This is a genomic window from Natrinema hispanicum, assembly GCF_004217335.1.
Taxonomy (GTDB): domain Archaea; phylum Halobacteriota; class Halobacteria; order Halobacteriales; family Natrialbaceae; genus Natrinema; species Natrinema hispanicum.
The window spans coordinates 33,820-57,502 of record NZ_SHMP01000005.1 but is presented as its reverse complement, the minus strand read 5'-3'; the positions used below and the strand labels follow the sequence as shown (position 1 = coordinate 57,502).

The 23,683-nt window shown below is 64.8% G+C and carries 25 protein-coding genes; 7 read left to right on the top strand and 18 right to left on the bottom strand.

All coding sequences use genetic code 11. The features are described 5' to 3' along the window. Window positions 1-137: 137 nt before the first annotated feature. Window positions 138-2,300 carry an alkaline phosphatase PhoX gene (locus BDK88_RS12385; RefSeq protein ID WP_338143221.1) on the bottom strand — a complete coding sequence of 721 codons (2,163 nt, stop codon included), beginning with the start codon at window positions 2,298-2,300 and terminating at the stop codon, window positions 138-140. 301 nt (window positions 2,301-2,601) lie between these two features. Then, window positions 2,602-3,030, bottom strand: a complete 429-nt coding sequence (locus BDK88_RS12380) for a hypothetical protein (RefSeq protein WP_130500691.1) — start codon at window positions 3,028-3,030, stop codon at window positions 2,602-2,604. 388 nt (window positions 3,031-3,418) lie between these two features. Between BDK88_RS12380 and BDK88_RS12375 the strand changes: the two genes are divergently transcribed. Further along, the gene (locus BDK88_RS12375; RefSeq protein ID WP_130501043.1) at window positions 3,419-4,432 is read left to right on the top strand and encodes a sodium:calcium antiporter; all 1,014 of its coding nucleotides are present in this window, start codon (window positions 3,419-3,421) and stop codon (window positions 4,430-4,432) included. A 103-nt stretch (window positions 4,433-4,535) separates the two neighbouring features. Then, window positions 4,536-5,828 carry an O-acetylhomoserine aminocarboxypropyltransferase/cysteine synthase family protein gene (locus BDK88_RS12370; protein WP_130500690.1) on the top strand — a complete coding sequence of 431 codons (1,293 nt, stop codon included), beginning with the start codon at window positions 4,536-4,538 and terminating at the stop codon, window positions 5,826-5,828. A gap of 3 nt (window positions 5,829-5,831) precedes the next feature. On the opposite strand, the gene BDK88_RS12365 is transcribed toward BDK88_RS12370, so the two are convergent. Beyond that, entirely contained in the window at window positions 5,832-6,029 is a 198-nt protein-coding gene (locus BDK88_RS12365; protein WP_130500689.1) for a hypothetical protein, read from the bottom strand. A 177-nt stretch (window positions 6,030-6,206) separates the two neighbouring features. Here BDK88_RS12365 and BDK88_RS12360 point away from each other — a divergent pair, with 177 nt between their 5' ends. Then, a complete protein-coding gene (locus BDK88_RS12360; protein WP_130500688.1) occupies window positions 6,207-6,737 on the top strand; it encodes a DUF5813 family protein in 531 nt (176 codons plus the stop codon). 383 nt (window positions 6,738-7,120) lie between these two features. Here the strand turns inward: BDK88_RS12360 and BDK88_RS12355 are convergent, their stop codons facing one another. From BDK88_RS12355 to BDK88_RS12305, 11 genes are all read right to left on the bottom strand, one after another. Further along, a complete protein-coding gene (locus tag BDK88_RS12355) occupies window positions 7,121-7,351 on the bottom strand; it encodes an Lrp/AsnC family transcriptional regulator (protein WP_130500687.1) in 231 nt (76 codons plus the stop codon). Further along, a complete protein-coding gene (locus BDK88_RS12350; protein WP_130500686.1) occupies window positions 7,351-8,097 on the bottom strand; it encodes a potassium channel family protein in 747 nt (248 codons plus the stop codon). Before BDK88_RS12350 ends, BDK88_RS12355 begins: the two co-directional genes overlap by 1 nt. Window positions 8,098-8,236: 139 nt before the next feature. Further along, on the bottom strand, window positions 8,237-8,467 hold the full coding sequence (locus tag BDK88_RS12345; protein WP_130500685.1) for an Lrp/AsnC family transcriptional regulator: 231 nt from the start codon (window positions 8,465-8,467) through the stop codon (window positions 8,237-8,239). 82 nt (window positions 8,468-8,549) lie between these two features. Beyond that, the gene (gene tmk, locus BDK88_RS12340) at window positions 8,550-9,152 is read right to left on the bottom strand and encodes a dTMP kinase (RefSeq protein WP_130500684.1); all 603 of its coding nucleotides are present in this window, start codon (window positions 9,150-9,152) and stop codon (window positions 8,550-8,552) included. 56 nt (window positions 9,153-9,208) lie between these two features. Then, window positions 9,209-9,958 carry a 3-oxoacyl-ACP reductase FabG gene (gene fabG, locus BDK88_RS12335; RefSeq protein WP_130500683.1) on the bottom strand — a complete coding sequence of 250 codons (750 nt, stop codon included), beginning with the start codon at window positions 9,956-9,958 and terminating at the stop codon, window positions 9,209-9,211. Further along, window positions 9,955-10,902 carry an ACP S-malonyltransferase gene (locus tag BDK88_RS12330; RefSeq protein ID WP_130500682.1) on the bottom strand — a complete coding sequence of 316 codons (948 nt, stop codon included), beginning with the start codon at window positions 10,900-10,902 and terminating at the stop codon, window positions 9,955-9,957. Before BDK88_RS12330 ends, fabG begins: the two co-directional genes overlap by 4 nt. 27 nt (window positions 10,903-10,929) lie before the next feature. Then, a complete protein-coding gene (locus BDK88_RS12325; RefSeq protein ID WP_130500681.1) occupies window positions 10,930-11,382 on the bottom strand; it encodes a holo-ACP synthase in 453 nt (150 codons plus the stop codon). Between the two features lie 2 nt (window positions 11,383-11,384). Then, entirely contained in the window at window positions 11,385-12,605 is a 1,221-nt protein-coding gene (locus BDK88_RS12320) for a beta-ketoacyl-[acyl-carrier-protein] synthase family protein (RefSeq protein ID WP_130500680.1), read from the bottom strand. Between the two features lies 1 nt (window position 12,606). Then, on the bottom strand, window positions 12,607-12,852 hold the full coding sequence (locus BDK88_RS12315; RefSeq protein ID WP_130500679.1) for an acyl carrier protein: 246 nt from the start codon (window positions 12,850-12,852) through the stop codon (window positions 12,607-12,609). A 55-nt stretch (window positions 12,853-12,907) separates the two neighbouring features. After that, on the bottom strand, window positions 12,908-13,879 hold the full coding sequence (locus tag BDK88_RS12310; RefSeq protein WP_130500678.1) for a quinone oxidoreductase family protein: 972 nt from the start codon (window positions 13,877-13,879) through the stop codon (window positions 12,908-12,910). A gap of 2 nt (window positions 13,880-13,881) precedes the next feature. After that, window positions 13,882-14,730, bottom strand: coding sequence for a ferritin family protein (locus tag BDK88_RS12305; RefSeq protein WP_130500677.1), 849 nt, complete (start codon window positions 14,728-14,730; stop codon window positions 13,882-13,884). Between the two features lie 134 nt (window positions 14,731-14,864). Between BDK88_RS12305 and BDK88_RS12300 the strand changes: the two genes are divergently transcribed. From BDK88_RS12300 to cofG, 4 genes are all read left to right on the top strand, one after another. Then, window positions 14,865-15,785, top strand: a complete 921-nt coding sequence (locus BDK88_RS12300) for a complex I NDUFA9 subunit family protein (protein ID WP_130500676.1) — start codon at window positions 14,865-14,867, stop codon at window positions 15,783-15,785. A gap of 198 nt (window positions 15,786-15,983) precedes the next feature. Further along, window positions 15,984-17,162 carry a tubulin/FtsZ family protein gene (locus BDK88_RS12295; RefSeq protein WP_092932869.1) on the top strand — a complete coding sequence of 393 codons (1,179 nt, stop codon included), beginning with the start codon at window positions 15,984-15,986 and terminating at the stop codon, window positions 17,160-17,162. A gap of 136 nt (window positions 17,163-17,298) precedes the next feature. Continuing rightward, complete coding sequence (gene cofC / locus BDK88_RS12290; RefSeq protein ID WP_130500675.1) at window positions 17,299-17,991, top strand: 2-phospho-L-lactate guanylyltransferase; 693 nt, start codon at window positions 17,299-17,301, stop codon at window positions 17,989-17,991. 61 nt (window positions 17,992-18,052) lie between these two features. After that, window positions 18,053-19,216 carry a 7,8-didemethyl-8-hydroxy-5-deazariboflavin synthase subunit CofG gene (gene cofG / locus BDK88_RS12285; protein ID WP_130500674.1) on the top strand — a complete coding sequence of 388 codons (1,164 nt, stop codon included), beginning with the start codon at window positions 18,053-18,055 and terminating at the stop codon, window positions 19,214-19,216. Here the strand turns inward: cofG and BDK88_RS12280 are convergent. From BDK88_RS12280 to cofH, 4 genes are all read right to left on the bottom strand, one after another. Continuing rightward, window positions 19,213-19,665, bottom strand: coding sequence for a nucleoside deaminase (locus BDK88_RS12280; protein WP_130500673.1), 453 nt, complete (start codon window positions 19,663-19,665; stop codon window positions 19,213-19,215). The genes cofG and BDK88_RS12280 overlap by 4 nt on opposite strands. 179 nt (window positions 19,666-19,844) lie before the next feature. Further along, window positions 19,845-20,870, bottom strand: a complete 1,026-nt coding sequence (locus BDK88_RS12275) for a DUF4350 domain-containing protein (protein ID WP_130500672.1) — start codon at window positions 20,868-20,870, stop codon at window positions 19,845-19,847. Continuing rightward, the gene (locus tag BDK88_RS12270; RefSeq protein WP_130500671.1) at window positions 20,867-21,832 is read right to left on the bottom strand and encodes a S49 family peptidase; all 966 of its coding nucleotides are present in this window, start codon (window positions 21,830-21,832) and stop codon (window positions 20,867-20,869) included. The genes BDK88_RS12275 and BDK88_RS12270 overlap by 4 nt, the downstream gene beginning before the upstream one ends. Window positions 21,833-22,185: 353 nt before the next feature. After that, window positions 22,186-23,565, bottom strand: a complete 1,380-nt coding sequence (gene cofH / locus BDK88_RS12265) for a 7,8-didemethyl-8-hydroxy-5-deazariboflavin synthase subunit CofH (protein WP_130500670.1) — start codon at window positions 23,563-23,565, stop codon at window positions 22,186-22,188. Window positions 23,566-23,683 lie beyond the last annotated feature (118 nt).

The window sequence follows — 23,683 nt, the reverse complement described above, 5'->3', positions numbered from 1 at the left end:
ACGTTGGCGCTGCCGGCAGTCCGTGGCGACATTCAGCAGTTACGTTCCTCGAAACGGACAGGAGATGGCACACTCGTCACCGTCCGTGTTCGTCGTCGAATCGATAGCGACAGTGTTTGCCGACGGACGGCGCTCCGTCAGTCGTCGTTGTCCGTTCGTCCACGACCACGGCCCGGGTGCTCGGCGGGACGACCCGGGATGTCGTCGGTATCACTGGTTCCGCCGCGGCCGCGCCCCGGATGCTCGGTGGGACGCCCAGGGAAGTCGTTTTCCGCCGGTTCGTACACGTAGAGACAATCGTTGCTGTAGGAGCGGCCGAACTGATCGGCGTCCTCACAGCAGAGCACGCGGCCGTCGTCCATCACCAGCACGTTGTCGACGTTGATGAGCGCGTCGTCTGCGACGTCCGCGGGATCGCTCGCGTCCGGCCCGACGATGGCCGGCTCGAGCGTCGAGACGTTGAAATCCGCCTCGAGTTCCGCCCGGTAGACGACACCGCCGTCGACTCGCTCGAGCTGGATGTCGCCGACGTCCTCGTAGCCCTCCTCGTTGGACAGGTCGTCGTTGAGTTCGGAGATGGCGAAGTAGACGTAATCGCCCGGTTCGGCACCGTCGGCGCTGTCGACGCCTTCGGCCTTGTTGAACTCGATGGACGCGCCGATCTCTTTGGCGGCTGCGCGCGTCTCGAGGAACGGTACGCGACGGAGGTCCGGCGAGACGCCGTTGGGACCCTCGTCTGCCCACTGTTCGGCCCACAGCGCGATTTCCTCGTCGGTGATGTAATCCTGATTCCCGTTGTCGACGACCTCGCGATCGGCCTCCTCGAGCGCAGTCTCGAGGTCGTCCTCCCAGTCAGTTTCGGCGTGCGTCTCGAGATAATCGGTCTGGGTAATATCGTCGTACGCAGCGATCCACGCCTCGACCTCGCGGTTCGTGGCGTGGCCCAACTCGAGCCACTCGAGCTCGAGGTCGACTTCCGCCGGCGGAAGTTCGCGGGCGGCTTCCGCGTTGGTCACCTTCGGAGCGTAGAGGGTGCCGGCGATGTCCATCGGGTCGTCGTAGCTGTCGATCGGTTCGTCGGCGACGAACTTGTAGATCCCCTTGCTGTCGCCGTCCGAACAGCCATAAACCGTCTTCCGGTCGGACTGGATGTCGGGGGACTCCCAGGCGGCCCGTCCCATCACGTAGTACTTGACTGGCTGTGGCGTGTCGGCTGCCGGCTCGCGGATGTCGACGTGATAGCCGTAGCGGTAGGGGTTGGGGTAGACATCGCCGATCGGCTGGGTCGTGTTTTCGTCGGCATCTTGGTCGACGGGGTCCGCGCCGAGGTAGTACGCGAGGAACTCGACACCGGTCATCGCCCAGTAGCCCTGGATGCCCCAGGCCTCGTCGCCGTAGTAGTCGTCGACGGCGCTTTGAATGTCCGACGGGTTCGGCCGGTTCCAGAACTCGTGAGCGCCGCGGCGTCCCTTGCCCGTTCCTGCCTCCAAAATGTCGCCGACCGTCGCGGCAAGCGAAACCCGCGGGTGTGCGTAGTTCTCCTCGGAGGAAATCATCGTATTCCACGGGCTCAGATCGCCGTAACAGTTGATGCGCGTCCCGCCGAGGTCGCGCATCGGCTCGGTGTTGGCGATGTTGATGGCGTTCTCGAGGTCGACCTCCCACTCGCCGTCCTCGGTCCGGCTGATCGGAATTCGGGAGACGTTGCCAGGGCTGTTCTCCCAGTTGGTAAAGAGATAGCCCTCGGTGCCGTCGTCGGTCGTGGGGACGAACTGGTTACAATCGGGGTTGTACGCGGCGTCGCCGTACTGCGTGCCGGCGAACGCGTCGGTCGTGATATTCTCGCCGTCGGGCGTCTGGACGACGCCGAGTTCTTCGGTGCCCCCGTTGATCGCCTCGTGGGCCTGTGCGAGGAACGTGAACTCGCCGTCAGCGCCGCGGACTGTCTGTCGTTCCGCGTTCGTCTGGGGCGTCGACAGCTCGTCGAAGTCGTCGTTACTGCCCTCGAGTTCGAACTGGAAGCCGCTGAAGTAGCCGATTCCGGCCTCGTCGTACGGTGCGGGATTGTCGCGGCTCGGGTGCTGGAGGCTGTAGAGCAGCGCCCCCTCATCGAACACGAACGGGCCGGTGACTTCCGCGCCGAGTGCGGTCGAGGAGAACCGCTTTAATTCCCCGTCGACGTGCGGTGCCAGCGGCGTATCGGGATCGTCAGGGTCGGCGCTCGCGACGCCAGTGACGCTCGCACCGAGCGCTGCGGCGACTGAGGCTTCCATCAGGTTGCGTCGAGTTAAATCAACCATCAGTTCCGTAACGGGCCAGCGTATTATAGGAGTTTTATATTTCTAATATTTATTCATCAATTCCTAAACGAAGCGTACGGAATTCTATGTAGCTCTCCGTTCGACTGCCGATCCAGTCATCGTCGACTTGACGCCAGCAACGTCTCGATTGCCCACAGTGTGATTCGGTCGAAAAGAACGTCTCGATTACCCTTCTCAGACGGTCTGCTGTCCCGATTTCCCAGTGGGACCACAGTGTGGATTGCGGGCCCACCGGCACTGACTGACAGGAGTCCGTCTCAGCGTGGGGATCGGCTATCAGCTACTCGAGTCCCTGTTCGGCCGCGTTCGCGCGGATTTCCTGGGCGCGCTGGCGGACGGATGCGATGTACCGTTCGATCTTCGGCGGCGTCTTCCCGTAAAACGATGCCACCCAGTTTACGTCCGTACCGGGCATCGTGAGGAAGTACGCCGCAAGCGTGTCTCGGCCCGCCTGAATGACCTCCGGTGGAACGCCCCGGTCGCCGGTTCCCGCCTCCTGAAAGCCGTTCGTGTCGAAGTAGACGTCGGCGTACAGCGTCGCGGTCTCCGGATCGTCGAACGTCATCGGCGTGTGCTGGGGGGCCTCGAACCGGTACTCTGGTGTCTCGGCGTCCGGCGGCATGACCTCGAGGATTCGGACATCCAGTATGTAGTCGTTGTAGACCGATTCTGTGTCGTCTCGCGGTGACCGTGACGTTGATTCGGACATGGGTAGTCGATGTCGCTTGGCAGCGGTTCGGACGGCGGTCCGTCGCACGTACCGTCGTGAACCAAGTGCCGGGTGCCGTGCGTATGAGCGTTGCTAGTAGTAGTACCACCGCTCACGAAGCGCTCACGAGCGATATAGAGTGCTCCCTTGCTTGCTCCGCATTATAAATAGCGCTCGGCTCGACGGCCGCGAGCACCGCGCAGTGGGGCGATCACAACGCCATCGCCGCGAGAGTCTGCCATCTTTACACGTCTGCGCGAGAAGGGCGAACCATGGAAGCGGAAGCCGCCGAGAAAGCCGAGACGCGAGAGACAACCGCTCGACGAGGCGAGCGCAACCGAACGTGTCGGCACGGATCGACAGTCGGTCGCCGACCAGCGACCTGGTCATGATCGAAATCGCGGTCTTGATCGCCCTCGCTGCCGTCGGAACGGGCGTTCTCTGGTACGGCAGCGCCAGACTCGAGGAGGCAGCCAACGACCTCGCAGCCGCGTATGGATTGCCGGCTGTCGTCCAGGGTGCCGTCATCGCCGCTGTCGGCTCGAGTATGCCCGAACTGGTGAGCGTGTTGCTCGCGACGCTGCTTCACGGCGAGTTCGAACTCGGCGTCGGTTCGATCGTCGGCTCGGCAGTGTTCAATCTGCTGGCGATTCCCGGCCTCGCCGTGGTGGTCGGCGGCGGCATCGACACGTCGCGCGAGCTGGTCTACAAGGAGTCACTGTTCTACATGCTCGCGGTCGCGTCGCTGCTGTTGACGTTCTCGCTGGCGGTCATCTACAACCCGGTTGCCGGCGGCGACGGGCTCATTCGAGGCGACGTCTCGCGGCCGCTTGCGCTGTTCCCCGTCGCGCTGTACGGGCTCTACATCTTCACCCAGTATCTCGATGCTGCTGACGAAGGGGCGACGACGGACACGTCGGTCGACGTGCTCCCAACCTGGTTGCAGTTCGGCGTCGGGCTGGTGGCGATCGTCCTCGGCGTCGAGGCCCTCGTCCGGTCGGCGGTCGGCCTCGGCGACGCGTTCGGAACCCCCACGTTTCTCTGGGGGATGACCGTCGTCGCCGCCGGCTCGAGCCTGCCCGATACGTTCGTCAGCCTCGCGGCCGCACGGGCGGATCGGCCGACGGTGACGCTGGCGAACGTCCTCGGGAGCAACACGTTCGACTTGTTGGTCGCCGTGCCGGTCGGCGTCCTCGTCGCGGGCTCGCTGACGGTGAATTTCGCCCACATCGTTCCGATGATGAGTTTTCTCGTCCTTGCGACGATCGTCTTCTTTAGCATCTCTCGGACTGAAATGCGGCTCTCGATACGCGAAGCATGGCTGCTGTTGGGGCTGTACGGTGCCTTTCTCTGCTGGCTGCTCTTGGAGAGCCTTCGTGTCGTCAGCGTGCTGGAACTGTGAATCCGTACACCGTCCGAGGTAATATCTGCCCGCATCTCGGTCGTATTCCGTCTCGAGGGGAAAGGCTAGGGGTTTTACGTGACGTGGCTGCAAGGACGCTGGTATGAGTGACGATTCCGATTCGGACGGACACCACTTCGCAACGAACAGTATCCACGCCGGTCAGGAGCCGGACCCAACGACGGGTGCCCGCGCCCCGCCGCTGTACCAGACGACCTCCTACGAGTTCGAGGACACCGACCACGCCGCCGCGCTGTTCGGCTTAGAAGAACTGGGCAACATCTACTCGCGGATCATGAACCCGACGAACGCGATGCTCGAGGAACGCATCGCGACGCTGGAAGGTGGCGTCGGCGCGCTGGCGACCGCCTCCGGGATGGCCGCGTTCGATCTCGCGACGTTCATCCTCGCCGATGTCGGGGACAACATCGTCTCCTCGTCGTCGCTCTATGGCGGAACCTACACCTACCTCACCCACACCGTCTCGAAACGCGGCGTCGAAACGAAATTCGTCGACACCCTCGACTACGAGGCATACGCCGAGGCCATCGACGACGACACCGCGTTCGTCCACTTAGAGACAATCGGCAACCCCGCGCTCGTCACCCCCGACATCGAGCGCATCGCCGACATCGCCCACGACCACAATGTGCCGCTGTTCGTCGACAACACGTTCGCGACGCCGTATCTGTGCCGGCCCCTCGATCACGGCGCGGACCTCGTCTGGAACTCGACGACCAAGTGGATCCACGGCGCGGGCTCGACCGTCGGTGGGATCCTCGTCGACGGCGGCTCGTTCCTCTGGGAAGACGGCGACTTCCCCGAACTCACCGAGCCGAACCCGGCCTACCACGGCGTCAACTTCCGCGAGACGTTCGGCGACGCGGCCTTCGCGTTCGCCGCTCGGACCCGCGGCCTGCGCGACCTGGGCAACCAGCAGTCGCCGTTCGACGCCTGGGTCACACTCCAGAAACTCGAGTCGCTGCCCCTGCGCATGGAAAAACACTGCGAGAACGCGATGGCCGTCGCGGAGCACTTAGAAGATCACCCCGACGTGGCGTGGGTCAACTACCCCGGCCTCGAGAGCCACGAGACCCACGAGAACGCCGCGAAGTACCTCGAGGGCGGTTATGGCGGTATGATCACCTTCGGGCTCGAGGGTGGCTACGACGCCGCCGAAACGGTCTGTAACGAGGTCGACCTGACGAGCCTGCTGGCGAACGTCGGCGACGCGAAGACGCTGATTATCCACCCCGCGAGTACGACGCACCAGCAACTCACCAAAGAGGAGAAGTTGGCCGGCGGCGTCACCGACGACCTCGTGCGCCTCTCGGTCGGCATCGAGGACGTCGACGACGTGATCGCGGATCTGGATCAGGCCATCGAACAGGCGTAGACGTCAGCGGGCACGGGTCGATTCGCCGTCGGCCTCATCCTCGCCGTCACGGTTGTCGTCCCCTTGTCGCGTGGGTTCGTCTCGGTCGGTCCCCCCGCTGTTGGTGTCGGTCCCGACGGGCAAGCCGGACCCGCGGTCGCCGTCGGTTCCGAGAAGGCGAGCGAATCGACGACGTTCCGCAGTTTTCCGATCGAGGGTCATGCCGTCGAGCGATGCCGAAGCTCCGGGTAGTTCCGTCGGTTCGTTTCGGGCACAACGCGAGGTTTCTCGCTGAAACGGTCCGGAATCGACGGCCGACCGCCGGGCGGTCTGCCGTCGCCGGCGCGGCGAGCCAGCGACCCAAAACATCCTTTTCCGCCACGCCCCTCTGGACGACCGATGACCGATCTTCCGGCCCCCGTCGACCGCGCACTCGAGGCCCACGACGCGTTCGCCCGAACCGACGACGGCTACGACCTCACGACCACCGTCTTCGAGACGACCGTCACGGCCGACGACGCCGACGGCAAGCGCGATGGCCGCTTTCGAGTCACCGTCTTCCTCCCGACGCTCGACGCTGCCGTCGCCGGCGAGCACGTCGCCGACGTCGTCGAAGACGGCTGGTTCGAAACACTCGAGCGCCGCCTCGACGACGTCTTCGGCGTCGCCCACACGAGCACACACGACGAGCCAGTCGTCGAACGCGACGGCGACGAGGTTCGAGTCTCTCTCGAGTACACCGCCTGGGTCGCTGCAGAAGGCGTCGAAGACGCCAAGGCGCTCATCGAGTTCGTCGAAGGCACCTACGCACAGGGGATCATCCCTGGCTACGACTACCGCGGGCCGGCAGCGACGCTGCTCGAAAACGCCCAGCAACAGGGTCAGCAGGCCGCAGACGACAACGGGAGCAGCGGCGGCATGCCCCTATAACACGCTGGCGGCTGTTTCTGGGTAAGGCTCACAGCTATGGCCGGGAGCGTGGCTCGAGCAGACGCGAGAGCCACGCGACCCGGGGAAAGGCAGGTACTCTCCCTGTTACTGACCGCGAGCGAACCCGTGCGCGGCGCTACGCGCCGCGAGTAGTCGAACGGCCGACGGCCGTGAGACAGGGTGAGCGAGCGGGCCGACGACTGACCCAGAAGCCGCGCTTTGCGCGGCTGGCGGGAAAGGAGGAGTGTCCTCGTGAACAGAGTGAACGAGGGCTCGGAAGACGCGTCGCGTCTTCCGGTGCTTTTGGTCCAGCTTTTACCGAGGGACGCCGCGCTGTGTGGCACCGCCACCAGCGCGGCAGACCGCAGAGTAAAAGCTGGGTCTTAGTCCATCGCGATGTACGTCTGTGTATCCTCGATGCCCTCGACCGCCTGAATGCGGGTCGCTGCGATCTCTTTGACTTCCGCCGGTGTCTCGACCTGTGCTTTCGCGATGAGGTCGACGTCGCCGGCGACGATGTGCGCCGATTGCACGCCCTCGATCGATTCGATGCTGTCTCTGAGCCGATCCGCCTCGCCCGTGTTTGCCTTGATCATAACGAATGCCGTAACCATTAGTTCACACCTCCAGTGTCGCTATTCGTATCACGATCCGTCGAGACCGAACTCGAGCCCGACCCTGCGTTCGCAGCCGCCTGCATCGGCGTCTCACCGACAAGCAGCTGGCGAACCTCGCTTAAGACGTCGAAATCCGCGAGGACGACGAGCCGGTCGCCGTCCTCGAGCGAGCTATCTTCGGTCGGGATCTCGAGGGAGCTGTTGTTCTTGCCAAACGCGAGGACGGTCGCGTCGGCGGGCAACTGCAGTTCGTTGAGCGTGTATCCGTTGACGGGCGCGCCGTTGGTTATCGTCAGTTCGACGACCTGCAGGCTCGGGGCGATGTCGGCGATGGCCCGGATCGTCCCGCCCAGCAGGGCGTTTTTCGCACCGATCGCGCCCAGCCGCTCGGGGTGGATGATCTCGTCGACCTGATCGGCGTACTTGCGATAGATCCCCTCGCGGTAGGCCTCGTCGATCCGCATGACGGTTCGACAGCCGTAATGGTTCCCGATCATGCAGGCGGTGAAGTTGACGTTGAGGTCGCTGGTCAGTGCGCCGACGGCGTCGGCGTCCATCACGCCGGCTTCCTCGAGGATGGGTTCGCGAGAGCCGTCGCCCTCGATGACGGGAAAGTCCTGATTCTGGGCGCGTTTGATCCGTTGTTCGTCGCGTTCGACCAGCGTTGTCTCGTGGCCTTCGTCTCGCAGGACGCGTGCCGTCCGCAGCCCGACCCGTCCGGCCCCGATAATGACGAACTGCATAGACAGGCGTACGCTCGCCCCTGTGAATAAGTTTGCCCCCGACTAGCACGGTCGGTGATCGAACAGTGACTGTAATTGTGAGAAGAAAAGCACTCGTCGACGCCGACACGACACTGCCGTCAAAACGGCGATCGAGCCGTCACCCCATCGCGATGTAGGTCTTCGTCTCGGTGACGCCGTTGAGTTGCTGCATCTGCGACGACGCTGCCTGAAGCACGTCGTAGACATCGGGGGCGTCGATCTCCGCAATGATGTCGTAGTTACCCGCGACGATGTGGGCGTCGGTGACCGACTCGAGCCCGTTGATCTCTGCGAGGAGGCCCTCCGATTTCCCGGCAGCGGTCTTCACCATAATGAACGCATGGACCATCGCCAATGTGGTACGCTATGGCACGACTAAAGCCTTTGCCCGAGTCTCGATCGCGACCAACGGCGACGGTGTCGAGCCGAACTTAGCGCGACTCGCCGAGCGCATCGGCCAGCACGTCGGCCGTCGCCTCGAGGACCGCCTCGGGCGACTGGGTCGCATCGACGCGGACGAACCGATCGGGATCGCGCTCGAGGAGCCGTTCGTAGTTGTCCCGCACCGACGCGAGGTACTCGGCGCGCTCGAATTTGTTCGTCGTTCCTGCGCGTGCTGCGGCGGTTTCGGGGTCGAGATCGAGGTAGATCGTCAGGTCCGGCTCGATTGAGAAGGGGCGATGAACGTCGACGACGTACTCGAGGGGATCCGCAAGGCCGTGGCCGTCGGCCGCCTCGAGGGTCGCGCCTTGGTAGGCAAAGCGCGAGTCGGAGTAGCGATCCGAGATCACGAGGTCGCCGCGCTCGAGGGCGGGTTCGATCACTCGCGAGAGGTGGTCGGCGTGGTCGGCGGTGTAGAGAAAGAGTTCCGCCAGCGGATCGGCGTCGTCGTCGTCGATCGATCGGTAGACGGCGTCGCCGTACCAGGAGTTCGTCGGCTCGCGCGTGAATACGGCATCGGGATAGCGCTCATGTAAGGCTTCCCAGACCGTCGTCTTGCCGCTACCGTCTAATCCCTCGAGCGTGACGAGCATAGTCGTGTCTCGTCGTGACGCCTATTACAATCCGTCGTTGTCTCGAGCCGATCGCCTCACAGCGTGAGGCCGTCGTCGACGCGCACGACCTCGCCGTTGACGTACGAGGCGGCGTCGCTGGCAAGGAAGGTGATCACGTCGGCGACTTCTTCGGGCGTCGCGGTGCGACCGCTTGCGGTATCCGTCTCGACGGCCGACTCGTGGCCCCGTGAATCCGCGAGCAGGTCGGTGTCGGTGTAGCCTGGTGCGACGGCGTTGACGCGGATTCCCTTGCCCCCGAGTTCGCGGGCCGCCGCACGCGTGAGACCGAGGACGCCGGCCTTGCTCGCGGCGTAGTTGGCCTGCCCGACTCCGCCGTGCTGGGCGGCGACGCTTGCGACGTTAACGATTCGGCCGCCTCGGTCGTCACTCCGTAGCATTCGTCTGGCCGCTTCCCGCGTGCAGTAGAACGTACCAGTGAGGTTAACGTCGATGACCCGTTGCCACTGCTCAGGGGACATCCGAACCAGCAGGCCGTCGGCCACCGTTCCGGCGTTGTTCACCAGCACTGTCGGGGGGCCATACCGTTCGGCGACGGTCTCGAACGTCGCCGCCACCGCGTCGGAGTCAGCGACGTCGAACTGCTCGACGGTCGTCTCGGCGGGAGACGACGCTAGCGCTGCTGCCGTCTCGTCTGCGGCCGCGTCGTCCTCGTGATAGGTGGCGACGACAGTCGCTCCCAGTTCGGCCAGTCGCGTCGCCACTGCGCGGCCAATACCGCGCGTCCCGCCGGTGACGACCGCAACCTCGCCCTCGAAGTCGATCACGCGAACACCTCCCTGGCGTCCGCGGGCGTCTCGAGCGCCCAGCACTCGGCCTCGGGCGCGATGCGTTCGACGAGTCCCGCTAGCACGCCGGCCGGAGGAAACGCGATGAACCGGTCGATCCCCTGTGCGCGAAGTGTCTCGATGACAGCCACCCAGTCGACCGGCGACGTGATCTGTGCTGTCAGATCTCGCCGTGCGACGGCCGGATCGGTATAGCACTCGCCGGTCACATCAGAGACGACAGGCAGTTCGGCCTCGCACAGCTCCACGTCGGCCATCGCCGTTTCGACGCAGTCGACGGCCGACGCCATCACCGGCGAATGGAACGCCGCACCGACCTCGAGTTCGCGAAACCGGGCGGTCGTCCGCTCCTCGAGCCGTTCCCGGACCGCCGCCACGCCATCGGTCGTGCCGCTGATGACAGTCTGTTTCGGCGCGTTGTACAGGGCAACGCCGACGTCCTCGCGGGCGGCACATGCTTCGGCCACCACGTCCGGGTCGGCCAGCAACACCGCCACCATCGTCCCCGGGCCGTCGGCGGCTGCCGCCCGTTCCATGCACTCGCCTCGTCGGTGGGTGAGGGCAGCCGTGGTCGCGGGCTCGATCGCGCCGGCGGCCGCCAGCGCGGTGAAGTGACCGAGGCTGTGGCCAGCGACGGCTGCCGGCTCAACGTCGAACTGGGCTGTCACACCCTCGTAGACCGCGATCCCCGTCGCCAACAACAGCGGCTGGGTGTTGCTCGGGCGCTGGATCGCCTCGGCGGTCCCGTCGAAGCACAACCCCGGGAGATCGATCTCGAGGGCGTCGTTGAGGCGGTCGAACACCGCGCGCGTCTCGGGCCAATCGTCGTAGAACGCCCGTCCCATTCCGACGGTCTGGCTCCCCTGCCCGGGGAAGAGAAACGCCGTCCCATCGAGCGTCGTGGCGGACTCGTCAGTGGTCATATCAGTGCTGTGAGTGGGACAACTCGCTTAGTGGTGTCGGGTCGTCATCCCCACGACGGTGACCGAGCCGACGGCATACCCTGCGGTCTGATCGTGACTCAGGCTGACGTCGATGTCGGCCGTCGCGAGGGAACTGCCGCGTTCCTCGAGCGTCGCAGCAAGGGCGTCGGCTGCGACGGGAGCCAGCGAGAGATGCGGACCATCATCCTGACGGTCGATTTCGATGGCAGCGGTCGGTACACTAGGGGACGCGCCAGCGAGCGTCTTTAGAAATGCCTCCTTGGCTGCCCAGCGAGCGGCATAGTGCTGTAGCGGATCGCCCTGCGCCTCGCAGTAAGCCTGTTCAGCCGACGTGAACGCGCGGTCGCGAAACGAGTCACCGAACTCCGCGAGGAGGTCGGCGATACGAGCGATCGAGACGACATCGACGCCGTGGAAGACGACAGGATCGGAACCGGGGACGGCCGCATCGTCGACCATCGTTACGGGCGCTCGAACACGAGCGCCCCGTTGGTCCCGCCGAAGCCGGCCGACGTACTCACGGCGACGTCGACGGCCGTCTCGCGTGGCTCGGTGGCGACCGGCAGGTCACAGTCCGGATCGGGCGTCTCGTAGTTCAGCGTCGGCGGGATCGTCCCCTCGGCGATGATCCGCGCGACGATAGCGGCCTCGATCGCGCCGGCAGCGCCGAGCGCGTGTCCGAGGTGACCCTTGATGCTCGTCGTCGTCGGCACCCCTGTCTCGTCGAACACCGCTGTGAGCGCGTCGGCTTCACGGGCGTCGCCGACCGGCGTACTCGTCGCGTGGGCGTTGACGTGATCGACGGCAGCCGGCTCCCTGTCGGCGTCCGAAAGCGCTTGCTCGAGACAGCGCCGAAGCCCGTCGCCCGCTTCGGCCGGCCGGGTGGGGTGATGCGCGTCCGCGGTTCGACCAGCCCCGGTGATTGCGGCGTACGGCGTTGCGCCACGCTCGCGGGCGTGCTCGCGTGACTCGAGAACGACGATGCCACACCCCTCCGAGAGCACGAGCCCGTCTCGGTCGCTGTCGAAGGGACGACTCGCTGCCGCGGGATCATCAGTGGTGCTGAGCGCCCGCATCGAATCGAAGCTCCCGACGCCGAGCGGCGAGATCGCGGCGTCGGTGCCGCCGGCGACGACGACATCGGCCCGGCCGCGCCGGATGTCGTCGGCCGCGGCTGCGATGGCGTGGGTACCCGCCGAACACGCCGTGCCCGGCGCACGGTTCGGCCCCTTCGAACCGATGGTCATGCTGACGTGGCCGGCTGCGAGGTTCGTCAACGCGCTCACGAGAAACGATGGCGAGGGGCGCGCGCCTGCCGCGGCTTCGATTTCGGCCAGGCCGGCCAGTCCCGAGCCGATGCTGGTACCCACCCGTTCGGCGTTCCAGTCGGGGCTTGCGGTGTCGAATCCGGCGTCTTCGAGTGCCTCGGCGGTCGCGGCGACGGCGAACTGAGCGTACCGGCCCATCGTCCGGTCGTCGACACGGTCGTCGGGCGCGACGGCTGCCGGATCGGTCTCCACCTCACAGGCAATTGAGGCCCGCAGGCCCGCCTCCTCTGGGTCGAAGCGCGTGATCGGCCCCGCGCCGCTCGCCCCCTCGAGCAGCCCGTTCCAGGTCCGCTCGACGCTCTCGCCCAGCGGCGTCACCAGACCGAGGCCGGTCACGACCACCTCGCGGCTCATCTCAGGCGCGCTCGTCGACGTACGCCGTCAGGTCGCCGACCGTCTCGAGGTCCTCGAGATCCGCATCAGGAATGTGGACGCCCACTTCCGCCTCGATAGCCTCCGCGATTTCGACCAGATCGAGCGAATCGGCATCAAGCGTCTCCCCGTCGAACGGGGTTCCCTCGTCGAACGCGTCCGCGTCGACGCGCAAGCGGTCGGCAACGATCCCTTCGACACGATCGGATACACCCTCCGTAGCTGTCATGTGCTGTCGTTCCGCGAGCGCCGTCAAAACCGTCCCGATTCTCGTCGGCACCCCATTAGGGCTCGAGGACGACCGTGCCGACGGTCTCGCGGTCGGCGAGCGCGTCGTGGGCCTGCGTGGCGTCCGCCAGCGCCAGTGTCCGGTCGACGACGACGTCGACCTGCCCGGTCGCGACGTGATCGATCAGCGACGGCACTGCGCTGAGGACGCGCTCGGGGACGTGCTCGAGGGCGTGCTCGAGGTGGTAGCCGCGAACGGACTGATTCGCGAAGAACAGTCGCGGGGTCGCGACGGTTGGCACGGACCCGCTTGCCATCCCGAACGAGACGATCCGACCGACCGGCGCGAGCGCGTCCACGCTGGCAGCGAAGGCGTCGCCGCCGACCCCATCAACGACGAGGTCGACGCCATTGCCGTCCGTCCGTACGTGGATGGCGTCGGCGACGTCAGTGTCCGTGTAGTCGATGGTGTGGTCGGCCCCGAGCTCTCGAGCCAACTCGCGTTTCGCCGCGGTGCTTGCAGTCGCGAAGACGGTCGCCCCGGCTGCGGCGGCCAACTGAACGGCAAGCGAGCCGACGCCGCCGGCTCCGGCGTGGATCAGCACCCGATCGTCGGCCGACAGCTCGCCCCACTCGTGGAGGACGTTGTGGGCGGTCAGTCCTTGGACCGGCAGGGCCGTCGCGTCGGCCCACGGGATCGAGTTTGGTATCCGGAAAGTACGGTCGACGGGTGCCGTCGCGACCGCCGCGTAGCCGCCGGTCGACGACAGCGCGGCGACGCGGTCGCCGACCGCGAGGTCGCTCGTCGCTGGCGCGGCCGTGACGGTCCCGGCGACGGCCAGCCCCGGCACGAACGGCGGTGACGGACCATCTGGGTAGGCTCCACGGCGTTGCTCGATATCGGCGAAGTTGATGCCGGCGGCCGCGACGTCAATTGCGACCTCGTCTGCGCTCGGCGTGGGCGCGTCCCGGTCGGTGACTGTCAACACGTCGCTGTCGCCGTATTCGGATACTTCGACGGCTCGCATGGTCAGTCCTCGGCCGCCGGGTCGGAAGCGGCTCCGTCAGGCAGTTGCTGGAGTCGGTTTCGACGCTGCTGAGCGACGAACGCGACGAGGTCGTCACTGTCGGGGCCGGGCAGGCGATGCCACCCCATCCGTTCGACGACGGCATCGACCGGCTCTGCAAGGCCCATAACCGTCTCCTCGACGAGCGAGCGCTCGACCGCCCCGCTCTCGAGGAGGGCCGCAAGTCGGTCCATCCCGTAGCCGACGTGGCGGCCCTCGTCTCGACGGATGCCGCTAAACCCCTCGACCAGCCCGGGAAGCGACGGGCCATCGGTCTCCGGGCCGAACGTCGACTCGACGGCGTGAAAGCCGGTCTGGCCGAAGACGCCCTCGACCGTCAGGTGGTAGTGACAGTACGCTCGAGCCCGATTTTCGGGCGTATCTGCCTCGAGCAGGCGGGTCATCGCCGCTTCGGTTCGGCCGAAGACCTCCTCGTAGGAGTCGGTGAACCAGCGGTCGGCCGTCGGTGCGGTCGGCTCGAGGCCTCGAGCCTCCGCTGCAGGCCTGACAGCGTCGTTCCAGTAGCGCTCGAAGAAGGCGGCGTGTTTGGCCTCGTCGTAGAGGTGGCTCGCGACGAATCGCTGATCGCTGTCGTCGTCGACGACCGCGGCAACCGGTACCAGATCCTCGGTGACGTGTTCCTCGCCCGCGCCGAACATGGCGAGCGTCGCGCGCAACTGCGTAAACGCACTCCGGCTGAGGTCGGTGAGCGTCTCCCTGTCAGCCGTCAGGTCGATCGCGTACGGGTCCCAGTGGCGCTCGACTGCCTGCCTGAAGTATCGCTCCGTCGTCTCCCGCGTGTCCGGCGGCATGTCATCCTTGTTTAATGAACCCGAAAATAAGGCTGCTCATCCCGGCCGATAGTGACCCAGCGACCGGCCCGACTCGCTGCTGGCTGCATACGTAGCCGTTCATCTATTTATCTGTGCAGGATCATATCTTGCGTATGGAGATCCTCGTCGCCGGCGGCACCGGCTTTATCGGCACGAACCTGTGTGCGGAACTGGCCGAGCGGGGCCACGAGGTAACGGCACTGTCACGATCGCCGGACAGGGACGGACTTCCCGACGGCGTCGAGACGGCGATCGGCGACGTCAGCGCCTCCGACTCGATCGCCACAACCGTCGCGGACCACGATGCCGTCGTCAACCTCGTCTCGCTCTCGCCGCTGTTCGAGCCCCCTCGCGGGACGAGCCACGAGGAGGTCCACCTCGGCGGCACCGAGAACCTCGTTTGCGCTGCCGAAGACGGCGACGTCGACCGGTTCCTCCAGTTGAGCGCGCTCGGTGCCGATCCGAACGGCGACACTGCCTACATCCGCGCCAAAGGGCAAGCAGAGCAGGTCGTCCGGGACTCGAGTCTCGCGTGGACGATCGTCCGCCCGTCGGTCGTCTTCGGCGACGGCGGCGAGTTCGTCGACTTCACGAAGACCCTGACGACGCCGTACGTGACGGGGTTGCCCGGCGGTGGGAAAACCCGGTTCCAACCCATCTGGGTCGGCGACCTCGTCCCGATGCTGGCCGACGCGCTCGAAGACGACGCTCACGTCGGCGAGACATACGAGATCGGCGGTCCGGAAGTCCTTACGCTTGCCGACGTGACGGAACTGGCCTACGAGGCCGAAGGCAAAGACGTCACGATCGTCCCGATCCCGATGGGGCTCGCCAGAGTCGGGCTCTCGGCGGCCGGGCCACTACCGTTCGTGCCCTTCGGCCCGGATCAGGCCCGCTCGCTCGCGTTCGACAACACCGTCGTTGACAACGACGTAACCGCCTTTGGCCGCGATCCGTCGGAGTTGACAACGCTTGGTTCATATCTCGGCCTCGAGCGGGCACCACGAGGGGCGAAACCGGCTGGCACGGCCTGATTGCGACGCCGGCAGTAGTAATAAACACCCATCAACTGATATACATAACCAGTGGTAGTTAGACCCGCATTTCGCGGGTAGATCCGGTTCGTTCTTTCTATTTAGCGTGATGGTACAGTATTCGAGAAAGTCAGCTTAGCGCAAGGTTTATATCCTCCATTGCACTGGTACCAATCCAACGGAGCCCCCTGACAAACAATGAAGCTGGCGATGATCGGATTCGGACAGGCCGGTGGCAAGATCGTCGATCGATTCCTCGAGTACGACGATCGGACGAACAGCGGAATCGTCCGCGCGGCGATTGCCGTCAACTCCGCGAAGGCGGACCTCATCGGTCTCGACAATATTCCCCAGGAGAATCGCGTACTCATCGGCCAGGCCCGTGTAAAGGGCCATGGCGTGGGTGCTGACAACGAACTCGGCGCGGAAGTCGCCGAGGAGGACATCGACGAAGTTCAAAACGCCATCGACCAGATCCCGACCCACGAGGTCGACGCGTTCCTGATCGTCGCCGGCATGGGTGGCGGCACCGGTTCGGGTGGCGCACCCGTCCTCGCCAAACACCTCAAACGAATCTACACGATCCCTGTCTACGGGCTCGGCGTCTTACCGGGCACGGATGAGGGTGGCATCTACACGCTCAACGCGGCCCGTTCGTTCCAGACGTTCGTCCGCGAGGTCGACAACCTGCTCGTCTTCGACAACGACTCCTGGCGGCAGACCGGCGAATCCATGGAGGGCGGCTACGATCAGATCAACGAGGAAATCGTCCGCCGCTTTGGCATCCTCTTCGGTGCCGGCGAAGTCGGCGATGGCGAAGACGTCGCCGAGAGCGTCGTCGACTCCTCCGAGATCATCAACACACTCTCGGGCGGCGGGGTGTCGACCGTCGGCTACGCAAGCGAGGAGGTCGAACTCAACACCAGTGGCGGGCTCCTCTCGCGGTTTACCGGCGACGATGGTGGCGACGACGGGTTAGACGCCGCCAACACCACGAACCGAATTACGAGCCTCGTCCGCAAGGCCGCGCTCGGCCGACTCACGCTGCCCTGTGAAATCGAAGGCACCGAGCGTGCCCTGCTCGTCCTCTCTGGCCCCTCGGAGTACCTCAATCGGAAAGGCATCGAACGCGGGCGCAAATGGCTCGAGGAGGAAACCGGCAGCATGGAAGTTCGCGGTGGCGACTTCCCACGAGAGGAACCCGAAGTCTCCGCGGCGATCCTGCTTTCGGGCGTGACGAACGTCCCGCGGATCAAGCGCCTCCAGCAGGTCGCTATCGAGGCCCAGGACAACATCGAGGACATCCAGCAAGAGAGCGAGGAGAACCTGGAGGAACTCGTCGAGGACGACGAGGACGAACTCGAACCGCTGTTCTAGACCACCATTCCGTTTTGCGGTCGACGGCCCGAGCGGCCGCACTCGTGTCGGGGGGCACGAGGCTCGAGCCGCTCAGAATCCGTATCGGACTCCGACGTGCTTTTGAGCGCGCCCGGAGTACGGCATCCACATTCAGATGCGCGTTCTGGTCCCGTTCGCCGCCGAGACGCCGAAGACTCGCCTCGAGTCCGTGCTGTCCCCGGCCGAACGGGTGGCCTTCGCTCGCGCCATGCTCGCGGACGTCCTGCGGGCGATCGTCGAGGCGGGCCACGAGCCGACCATCGTCGCGACTGCCCCGCTTGAGCTTGCCGCGCCCGGCCTCGAGCTCCCGGACGACGTCGCCACAGCAGTGTCGGTCACGGTCGACGACCGACCGCTGACGGACGCGGTCAACGCGCGATTGCCGGACAGCAACGCGACGACCGCAGACGCCGTCGCGGTCGTCATGGCCGATCTCGCGCTGGCGACCCCCGATGCACTCGAGCGACTCCTGACCGCCACGGCCGATGTCGCGATCGCACCAGGACGCGCAGGCGGGACGAACGCACTCGTCGTTCGCGATCCCGCGTTTGCCGTCGACTATCACGGGGCTTCGTATCTCGACCACTGTGCGATCGCTCGTGAGGTCGGGGCCACCCTCGAGACGATCGACTCGTTCCGGCTGGGAACGGATATCGACGAACCCGAGGATCTCGTCGAAGTGCTCGTCCACGGGCGTGAAACCGACCGTGCACTCACCTATCTCCGGAAGGCGGGGTTCGAACTCGACGAGCGTGACGGGCGGGTCGACGTCAGACGCGACGAGGCGTCGATGACGGAGACGCGATAGCCATCGGCCCATACACCGCGAAGCCAAGCCCTTATACGCCGAGCGACGACACAGGGAGGTAATGATCCCCGGGGCGAACGAGTACGGCGTCGAAATCACGATCGACGAGCAGGCCGTCGAGGATCTGTGTGCGGTCAGCCCGACCGACGTCGACGCGCCGTCGGCACTGACCTTCGCACGGAACGTCTTCGTGCCACTGACGACGGCCTGTCGCTATACCTGTACCTACTGTACGTACTTCGATCCGCCGGGACAGGCCTCCCTGCTCTCGCTCGAGGAGGTCCGCGAGATCTGTCAGCGCGGCGCGGACGCCGGCTGTACGGAGGCGCTGTTTACGTTTGGCGACGACCCCGACGACCGCTACACCGAGATTCACGCCCAACTCGACGCGTGGGGCTACGACTCGATCCACGACTACCTGCGTGCGGCCTGTGAAGTCGCCCTCGAAGAGGGGCTACTCCCTCATGCCAATCCGGGCGATCAGACGCGCACACAAATGGAAACTGTCGCGGACGTCAACGCCAGCATGGGCGTGATGCTCGAGACGACCGCCGACGTCGATGCGCATGCCGGCCCGCGCCGGAAAGAACCAGGACAGCGCCTGCGGACCATCCAGAACGCGGGCGAACTCGACGTCGCGTTCACGACCGGGATTCTGGTGGGGATCGGCGAGACGTGGCGCGATCGGGCCGAAAGCCTGCTTGCGATCCGCGAGCTACACGACCGCTACGATCACGTCCAGGAGGTAATCGTCCAGCCGGTCGTGAACAACGAGCGCTGGGCCGGCGGTTCGCCCGATCTCGCGACGATGCGTCGCGTGACAGCCATGGCCCGCGCCGCGCTCCCCGACGAAATCTCGGTCCAGGTCCCGCCGAATCTCGCGCCCGCGAACGACCTGATCGACTGTGGCGTCGACGATCTGGGCGGTGTCTCGCCGGTCACCGACGACCACATCAATCCAGAGCACGCATGGCCCGCGCTGCGCGAGCTCGAGGAAATCGCCGCATACGCAGACGTCCCGCTCGCCGAGCGATTGCCCGTCTACGAGCGATTTCTGCCAGCTGACCTGCGACCGGACGGGTTCGATGGCACTGCGGCCGACGGTGCAGACGGCGGCCGCAACTGGCTCTCACCGACCATCCGGAACGCACTCGCAGCCGACGACCCGGCAGGCGAGCGCTATCGTGCGGTGCTTCGCGACGAGACGACAGCGCGTTCGGATTAAAAATAGTTCTCGTGGACTGCGAGTCCCTCGTCCTCGAGCATCGGCCCCTCGACGGTCGTCGCTCCGTCAGCTCGGTCGATGACTTCTGCGCAGGGAATCTCGATCACGCCGTCGGGTCGCACGTCCGCGAGCGAGTCGACGGAGACGCTGTAGACAACCCGGTCGAGCCCCGCATAGACGATCGCGCTCGCACACATCGGACACGGCTCCGTGCTGGTGTACATCGTACACGCCACGCGATCGGCTGGCTCGAGTTCCGTCGCGGCCCAGCTGGCTAATTTGAACTCCGGGTGGGCGGCGATGTCATCATCGGTCAGCGTCGTGTTCTCGGCCGTTCTGACGATCTCGTCGTCGACGACGAGCAGGGAACCGAAGGGTGTGTTACCGCTTTCGACTGCCGATTCCGCGAGATCGATCGCCCGCCGCACGTACGACTCGTCGCTTGTCATACCGGTTTGTCGGCTGCCATCACTGATACGGCTTGCTGTACTCTCGACCGCGCCGTTTCCGCTGTCAGGACCACCGACTCTCATGCGCGTATGATCAGTATGATAGCACGAACTGGCAGCGATCAAGACTGCTTCGCTCACTCGAGTCGTCGAAAAAAGCGACGACGGAGCGGTCTCGGCTACGTGCTCGGCAGTTGCGGTGGACTGGATTCCGCCGTCATGCCAGTATCACTGGATTCCGCCGTCATGCCAGTGTCACGCTCAGCACTCGTCTCCTCGGGAACGCCGGGCGCTTTCTCACCGGTCACGAGGAACTCGAGGATGTTGCCGATCAGGACATCGTTGTCAGCACGGTTGTAGTTCGTACTGGACATGAAGCCGGGATCGCCGACTGCGATCGCGTTCCCGCTCCGTGCAAAGACGCTGTACGCTCCCGTCTCTCGGGTTTCGGAGTGTTCCGTTCCCTCGAGCGTCGTGAGGAGGGTCTGCCCGTCCGTGACGACCGGCGTCGGGCCGTCGAAGACGACGCGGTCGACGCCGTCGGTCAGCTCGGAGTTGGTCGACGGGGTCGCGTAGATCGACTGGAAGTTGTTCTCATACTCCTCCATGTTGTAGAGGTAGCCAGTGTCGTAGGCGATACCCACAGGCGAGGTGACGGCAGCGAACTCGTCGCCGGTCGGCTGGGTGCCGCCGAGCAGTCCGAGCAGTCCACCGAGGCCACCCGAGTCAGGACCGGAAGCAAACAGGACGCGGCCGCCGGCATCGGCGAACGCGCTCACGCCAGCTGCTTCTCCGGCGGTATATCGCGTTTCGGGTTCGACGACGATCAGCGCGTCGGCACCACGGAGCGTCTCGTTCAAGTCTGCAGCAGGATCGCTGTCGAACTCGTCCGACGCTTCGTGATACTGCACGGTGTGACCGCCCGCGGTTAGCGCGGAGACGACTGGCTCGAGGGCTTCCTCGGAGACGTCGTTCGAGTGGGCGACGTCGATCACGATAGTCTTTGACTCGCCGTCGTCATCGTAGGAGATCGTTCCGTTGCGGTCGACTGTCGGCGCGTCGATCGCGCTCGGCTGGAACTGTTGTTGATCAACCGTCGGTTGTGCTGTCATCCCATGGTTGGTAACGAGTCCGGCCGCACCCACGCTGGCGACAGTGACGAACACGACGGTAGCGAAGACGACGAGCCGAGAGCGGACGTTCATGGGCGATCACCCCCAGTCTCGTTGGCCACGGGGCGCTCGAGTTCGGTCGCGTCGATGACCCGTTCGTTGTCAACCGACCCCCACAGCGCGAGGAACGTCGGTGTATTGACGGCACCGTACCGTCCGTAGGTCTGCGGATGAACGGCGGACGCCTCCGGGCGGTCACCGTTCTCACTGCCGATGATCAACGAAATTCCAGAGCGCGGTTCACTCTCCATTTCGATGGTGTCGTAGTCTTTGAGGCCGGCCATCTCTGCAGCCGTCCCGATTGCGACCTCGGTGTCACCGATATCATCTGCGAGGCCGTTCTCGACGCTTTTGGTGCCGGTGTAGACCTTCGCGTACGCCAATTCCGTCTCTGAAAGGGTCAACTCGTCGCCACGGTGCTCGATGACGGTGCCGACAAACGCCTGCCGCATCATTTCAACCTGTGCCTTGTACTCGGCTTCGGTGCCGCCGGTGTTCTTGTCGGGACCAGTCGTGATTTGCCCGTCCGTCGGCGGCACGTCGAAGTACGTCGCCCGAACGCCGATGCTACCGACGATCGACCCCGGCTTGACGTAGATTTCGTCGCTCGGCGCAATCATGTAATATCCACCCGAGGCGGCCGTCGAGTCGACGCTCGTAACGACGGGCATCTGTTCAGCGGTGCGTTCGACAGCGAGGTATAATCCCTCGCTCACACTGACACCACCACCGGGGCTGTCGACATCCAACACGACCGCACTGATCGAGTCGTTCTGTCGTGCCTCTTGAAGATCGTCCGTGATTCGCTCGGCAGACGATTCGGTGAGTGTTGAATCGACTTCGATTACGGCAACTGTTCCGTCGGGATTGCTCGTTGACCCCCAGACGATCGGTGCCAGACTGGCACTGACGAGGAGGGCAACGACGACGACCGTCACGTAGGACTTCGCGACGGTCCCCAGCAGGTTTCGCAGGGACGCAAATGTTGGAGTCATATCACAACGACACATACTTTTCAAATTACATTATATAATGTATTCTATTTCTAATCAGTTCGAAGAGTGTATGATACCACTGGCCATAGATCGCCGTTCAAACGGCGGTTTCTGTATGGAACATCGGCCAGTCGCCCACGAAAGCGGCCGCTTGTCGGACTTGAATTCGCTGGCGGCTCACTGGGCCAACTCCCGATTGGCGGCGATGTCGTCGTCAGTCAGCGTCGTGTTCTTGGCCGTCCGGCTGAATCGTCATCCGGACTCCTGTCAGTCAGTACCGGCCGACCGCGACCCACACTGCGGTCCCACCGGCCATCGGGACAGCAGACCGTATCACAGCGCCTCCACGGTCCTCACTTGGTGGACCGGCTCGCCCGCGTTTCACGTTCCTCGCGAGTCAGCAACGGCGTTCCATCCGCGTTCGGCCCGAGGCGCGGCCCAAAGGGCGGCTCGTCCGGATCGATGACTCGTCGCGTCTCGTAGTCAGTCGAGCGCTCGACAGGAACCCGGCCGATCGAGGTGATCATCTCGACGTAGTCCGCAAACGAGCGGAACTCGCCGTAGCCGCCGCCGGCGCGTTTGGTGATCTCTTCGGAGAGGATCGTTCCCATGTAGTCGTCGGCACCGCAGTTGAGCAGCTTCAGCCCGTGCTCGTCGCCATACTTGACCCACGAGGACTGAATGTGCTCGATGTTGTCCAGAAAGAGCCTCGAGACGGCGATCATCAGTTCGTCCTCGTCGGTGCTCGCGCCGCCGGCGACCACGTCGTGTTCGTAAAGCGGTGTGTTCTGGTGGATAAAGGATAGCGGGACGAATTCTGTGATCGCGCCGGTCCGATCCTGCAGTTCGCGGACGCGTTGCAGGTGCATCGCGCGGTGGGCCTCGTTCTCGACGTGACCGTACATGATCGTCGCCGTCATATCGAACCCGACGCTGGCAGCGGCTTCCATGGCCTCGAGCCAGCCGTCGGTGCTGATCTTGCCGGGGCAGATCACCTCGCGGACTTCCTCGACGAGGATTTCCGCGGCGGTGCCGGGAACCGTATCGAGTCCCGCCGCTTGCAGCCGGCTGTAAACCTCCTCGTAGTCCCAGTCGGTGCCCCGCCGGGCGTGATAGGCCTCCTCGGGAGTCATCGAGTGAACGTGGACGTCGTCGACACTCATCGCCGCGATCTGGTCCGTATAGGTTCCAGGGCTGGTCTCGTATGCTTCGGGCGGCTTGTAGTTGATTTCCTTCGGGTTCGGATGGGCCTCGAGGATTTCCCGGTGGTCGTCGTCGAGCGCGAACGCGGGGTGGAGGCCCGACACCGACGTGACCTCGTAGATACCACGATCGACGGCATCGGCGACGATTTCGCGTGACTCCGCTGGCGTTTTCGTAAAGCCTGCTGTTTCGATCTCGGTCTCGCGTTCGAAGGTGTGGGCGGCGTCTTTGAAGTTACAGAACAGACAGCCCACGTTACAGGCCGTCGTAACGTTGTTGTTCAGGTTCGCGATGAAGGTGACTTCCTCGCCGACTTCTTCGGCGCGCCGTCGGTCGGCCGCCTCGAGGACGCGTTCCTTGCGCTGACGGTCGAGTCCCTCGCTGTCGGTTCCCGTGGTGAGCAACTCGATGGCATCGTCAACTGTGAGTCGATCGCCATCGCGTGCCTTTGCCAGTGCGTTCTCGAATGACTGGTCGGTCTCGGGGACATGTTCGAACGAGAGGTCGGCTTCGGTCACCGGTCGCTCCATCGGCATAGCAATGCCTGCACAGCGAGAAAAGGGTGATGGATCCGGTAGTGTGCCTGTTCGCGGGAGTCCTCGTGTCGCGTTCGGGCGATAGCATCGCCGGTGTGCAACACGATACTGA

Bases quoted from the DNA above. Each gene is read 5' to 3' on its own strand.
- BDK88_RS12355 (WP_130500687.1), bottom strand. From the start codon at position 7,351: ATGGTTACGGCATTCGTTATGATCAAGGCAAACACGGGCGAGGCGGAT.
- BDK88_RS12385 (WP_338143221.1), bottom strand. From the start codon at position 2,300: ATGGTTGATTTAACTCGACGCAACCTGATGGAAGCCTCAGTCGCCGCA.
- cofG (WP_130500674.1), top strand. From the start codon at position 18,053: ATGATCCCCGGGGCGAACGAGTACGGCGTCGAAATCACGATCGACGAG.
- BDK88_RS12330 (WP_130500682.1), bottom strand. From the start codon at position 10,902: ATGACCACTGACGAGTCCGCCACGACGCTCGATGGGACGGCGTTTCTC.
- cofC (WP_130500675.1), top strand. From the start codon at position 17,299: ATGCGCGTTCTGGTCCCGTTCGCCGCCGAGACGCCGAAGACTCGCCTC.
- BDK88_RS12275 (WP_130500672.1), bottom strand. From the start codon at position 20,870: ATGAACGTCCGCTCTCGGCTCGTCGTCTTCGCTACCGTCGTGTTCGTC.
- BDK88_RS12305 (WP_130500677.1), bottom strand. From the start codon at position 14,730: ATGCCGCCGGACACGCGGGAGACGACGGAGCGATACTTCAGGCAGGCA.
- BDK88_RS12380 (WP_130500691.1), bottom strand. From the start codon at position 3,030: ATGTCCGAATCAACGTCACGGTCACCGCGAGACGACACAGAATCGGTC.
- BDK88_RS12300 (WP_130500676.1), top strand. From the start codon at position 14,865: ATGGAGATCCTCGTCGCCGGCGGCACCGGCTTTATCGGCACGAACCTG.
- BDK88_RS12370 (WP_130500690.1), top strand. From the start codon at position 4,536: ATGAGTGACGATTCCGATTCGGACGGACACCACTTCGCAACGAACAGT.
- BDK88_RS12375 (WP_130501043.1), top strand. From the start codon at position 3,419: ATGATCGAAATCGCGGTCTTGATCGCCCTCGCTGCCGTCGGAACGGGC.
- BDK88_RS12315 (WP_130500679.1), bottom strand. From the start codon at position 12,852: ATGACAGCTACGGAGGGTGTATCCGATCGTGTCGAAGGGATCGTTGCC.
- cofH (WP_130500670.1), bottom strand. From the start codon at position 23,565: ATGGAGCGACCGGTGACCGAAGCCGACCTCTCGTTCGAACATGTCCCC.
- BDK88_RS12310 (WP_130500678.1), bottom strand. From the start codon at position 13,879: ATGCGAGCCGTCGAAGTATCCGAATACGGCGACAGCGACGTGTTGACA.
- BDK88_RS12345 (WP_130500685.1), bottom strand. From the start codon at position 8,467: ATGGTCCATGCGTTCATTATGGTGAAGACCGCTGCCGGGAAATCGGAG.
- BDK88_RS12360 (WP_130500688.1), top strand. From the start codon at position 6,207: ATGACCGATCTTCCGGCCCCCGTCGACCGCGCACTCGAGGCCCACGAC.
- tmk (WP_130500684.1), bottom strand. From the start codon at position 9,152: ATGCTCGTCACGCTCGAGGGATTAGACGGTAGCGGCAAGACGACGGTC.
- BDK88_RS12270 (WP_130500671.1), bottom strand. From the start codon at position 21,832: ATGACTCCAACATTTGCGTCCCTGCGAAACCTGCTGGGGACCGTCGCG.
- BDK88_RS12350 (WP_130500686.1), bottom strand. From the start codon at position 8,097: ATGCAGTTCGTCATTATCGGGGCCGGACGGGTCGGGCTGCGGACGGCA.
- BDK88_RS12325 (WP_130500681.1), bottom strand. From the start codon at position 11,382: ATGGTCGACGATGCGGCCGTCCCCGGTTCCGATCCTGTCGTCTTCCAC.
- BDK88_RS12295 (WP_092932869.1), top strand. From the start codon at position 15,984: ATGAAGCTGGCGATGATCGGATTCGGACAGGCCGGTGGCAAGATCGTC.
- BDK88_RS12320 (WP_130500680.1), bottom strand. From the start codon at position 12,605: ATGAGCCGCGAGGTGGTCGTGACCGGCCTCGGTCTGGTGACGCCGCTG.
- BDK88_RS12280 (WP_130500673.1), bottom strand. From the start codon at position 19,665: ATGACAAGCGACGAGTCGTACGTGCGGCGGGCGATCGATCTCGCGGAA.
- BDK88_RS12365 (WP_130500689.1), bottom strand. From the start codon at position 6,029: ATGACCCTCGATCGGAAAACTGCGGAACGTCGTCGATTCGCTCGCCTT.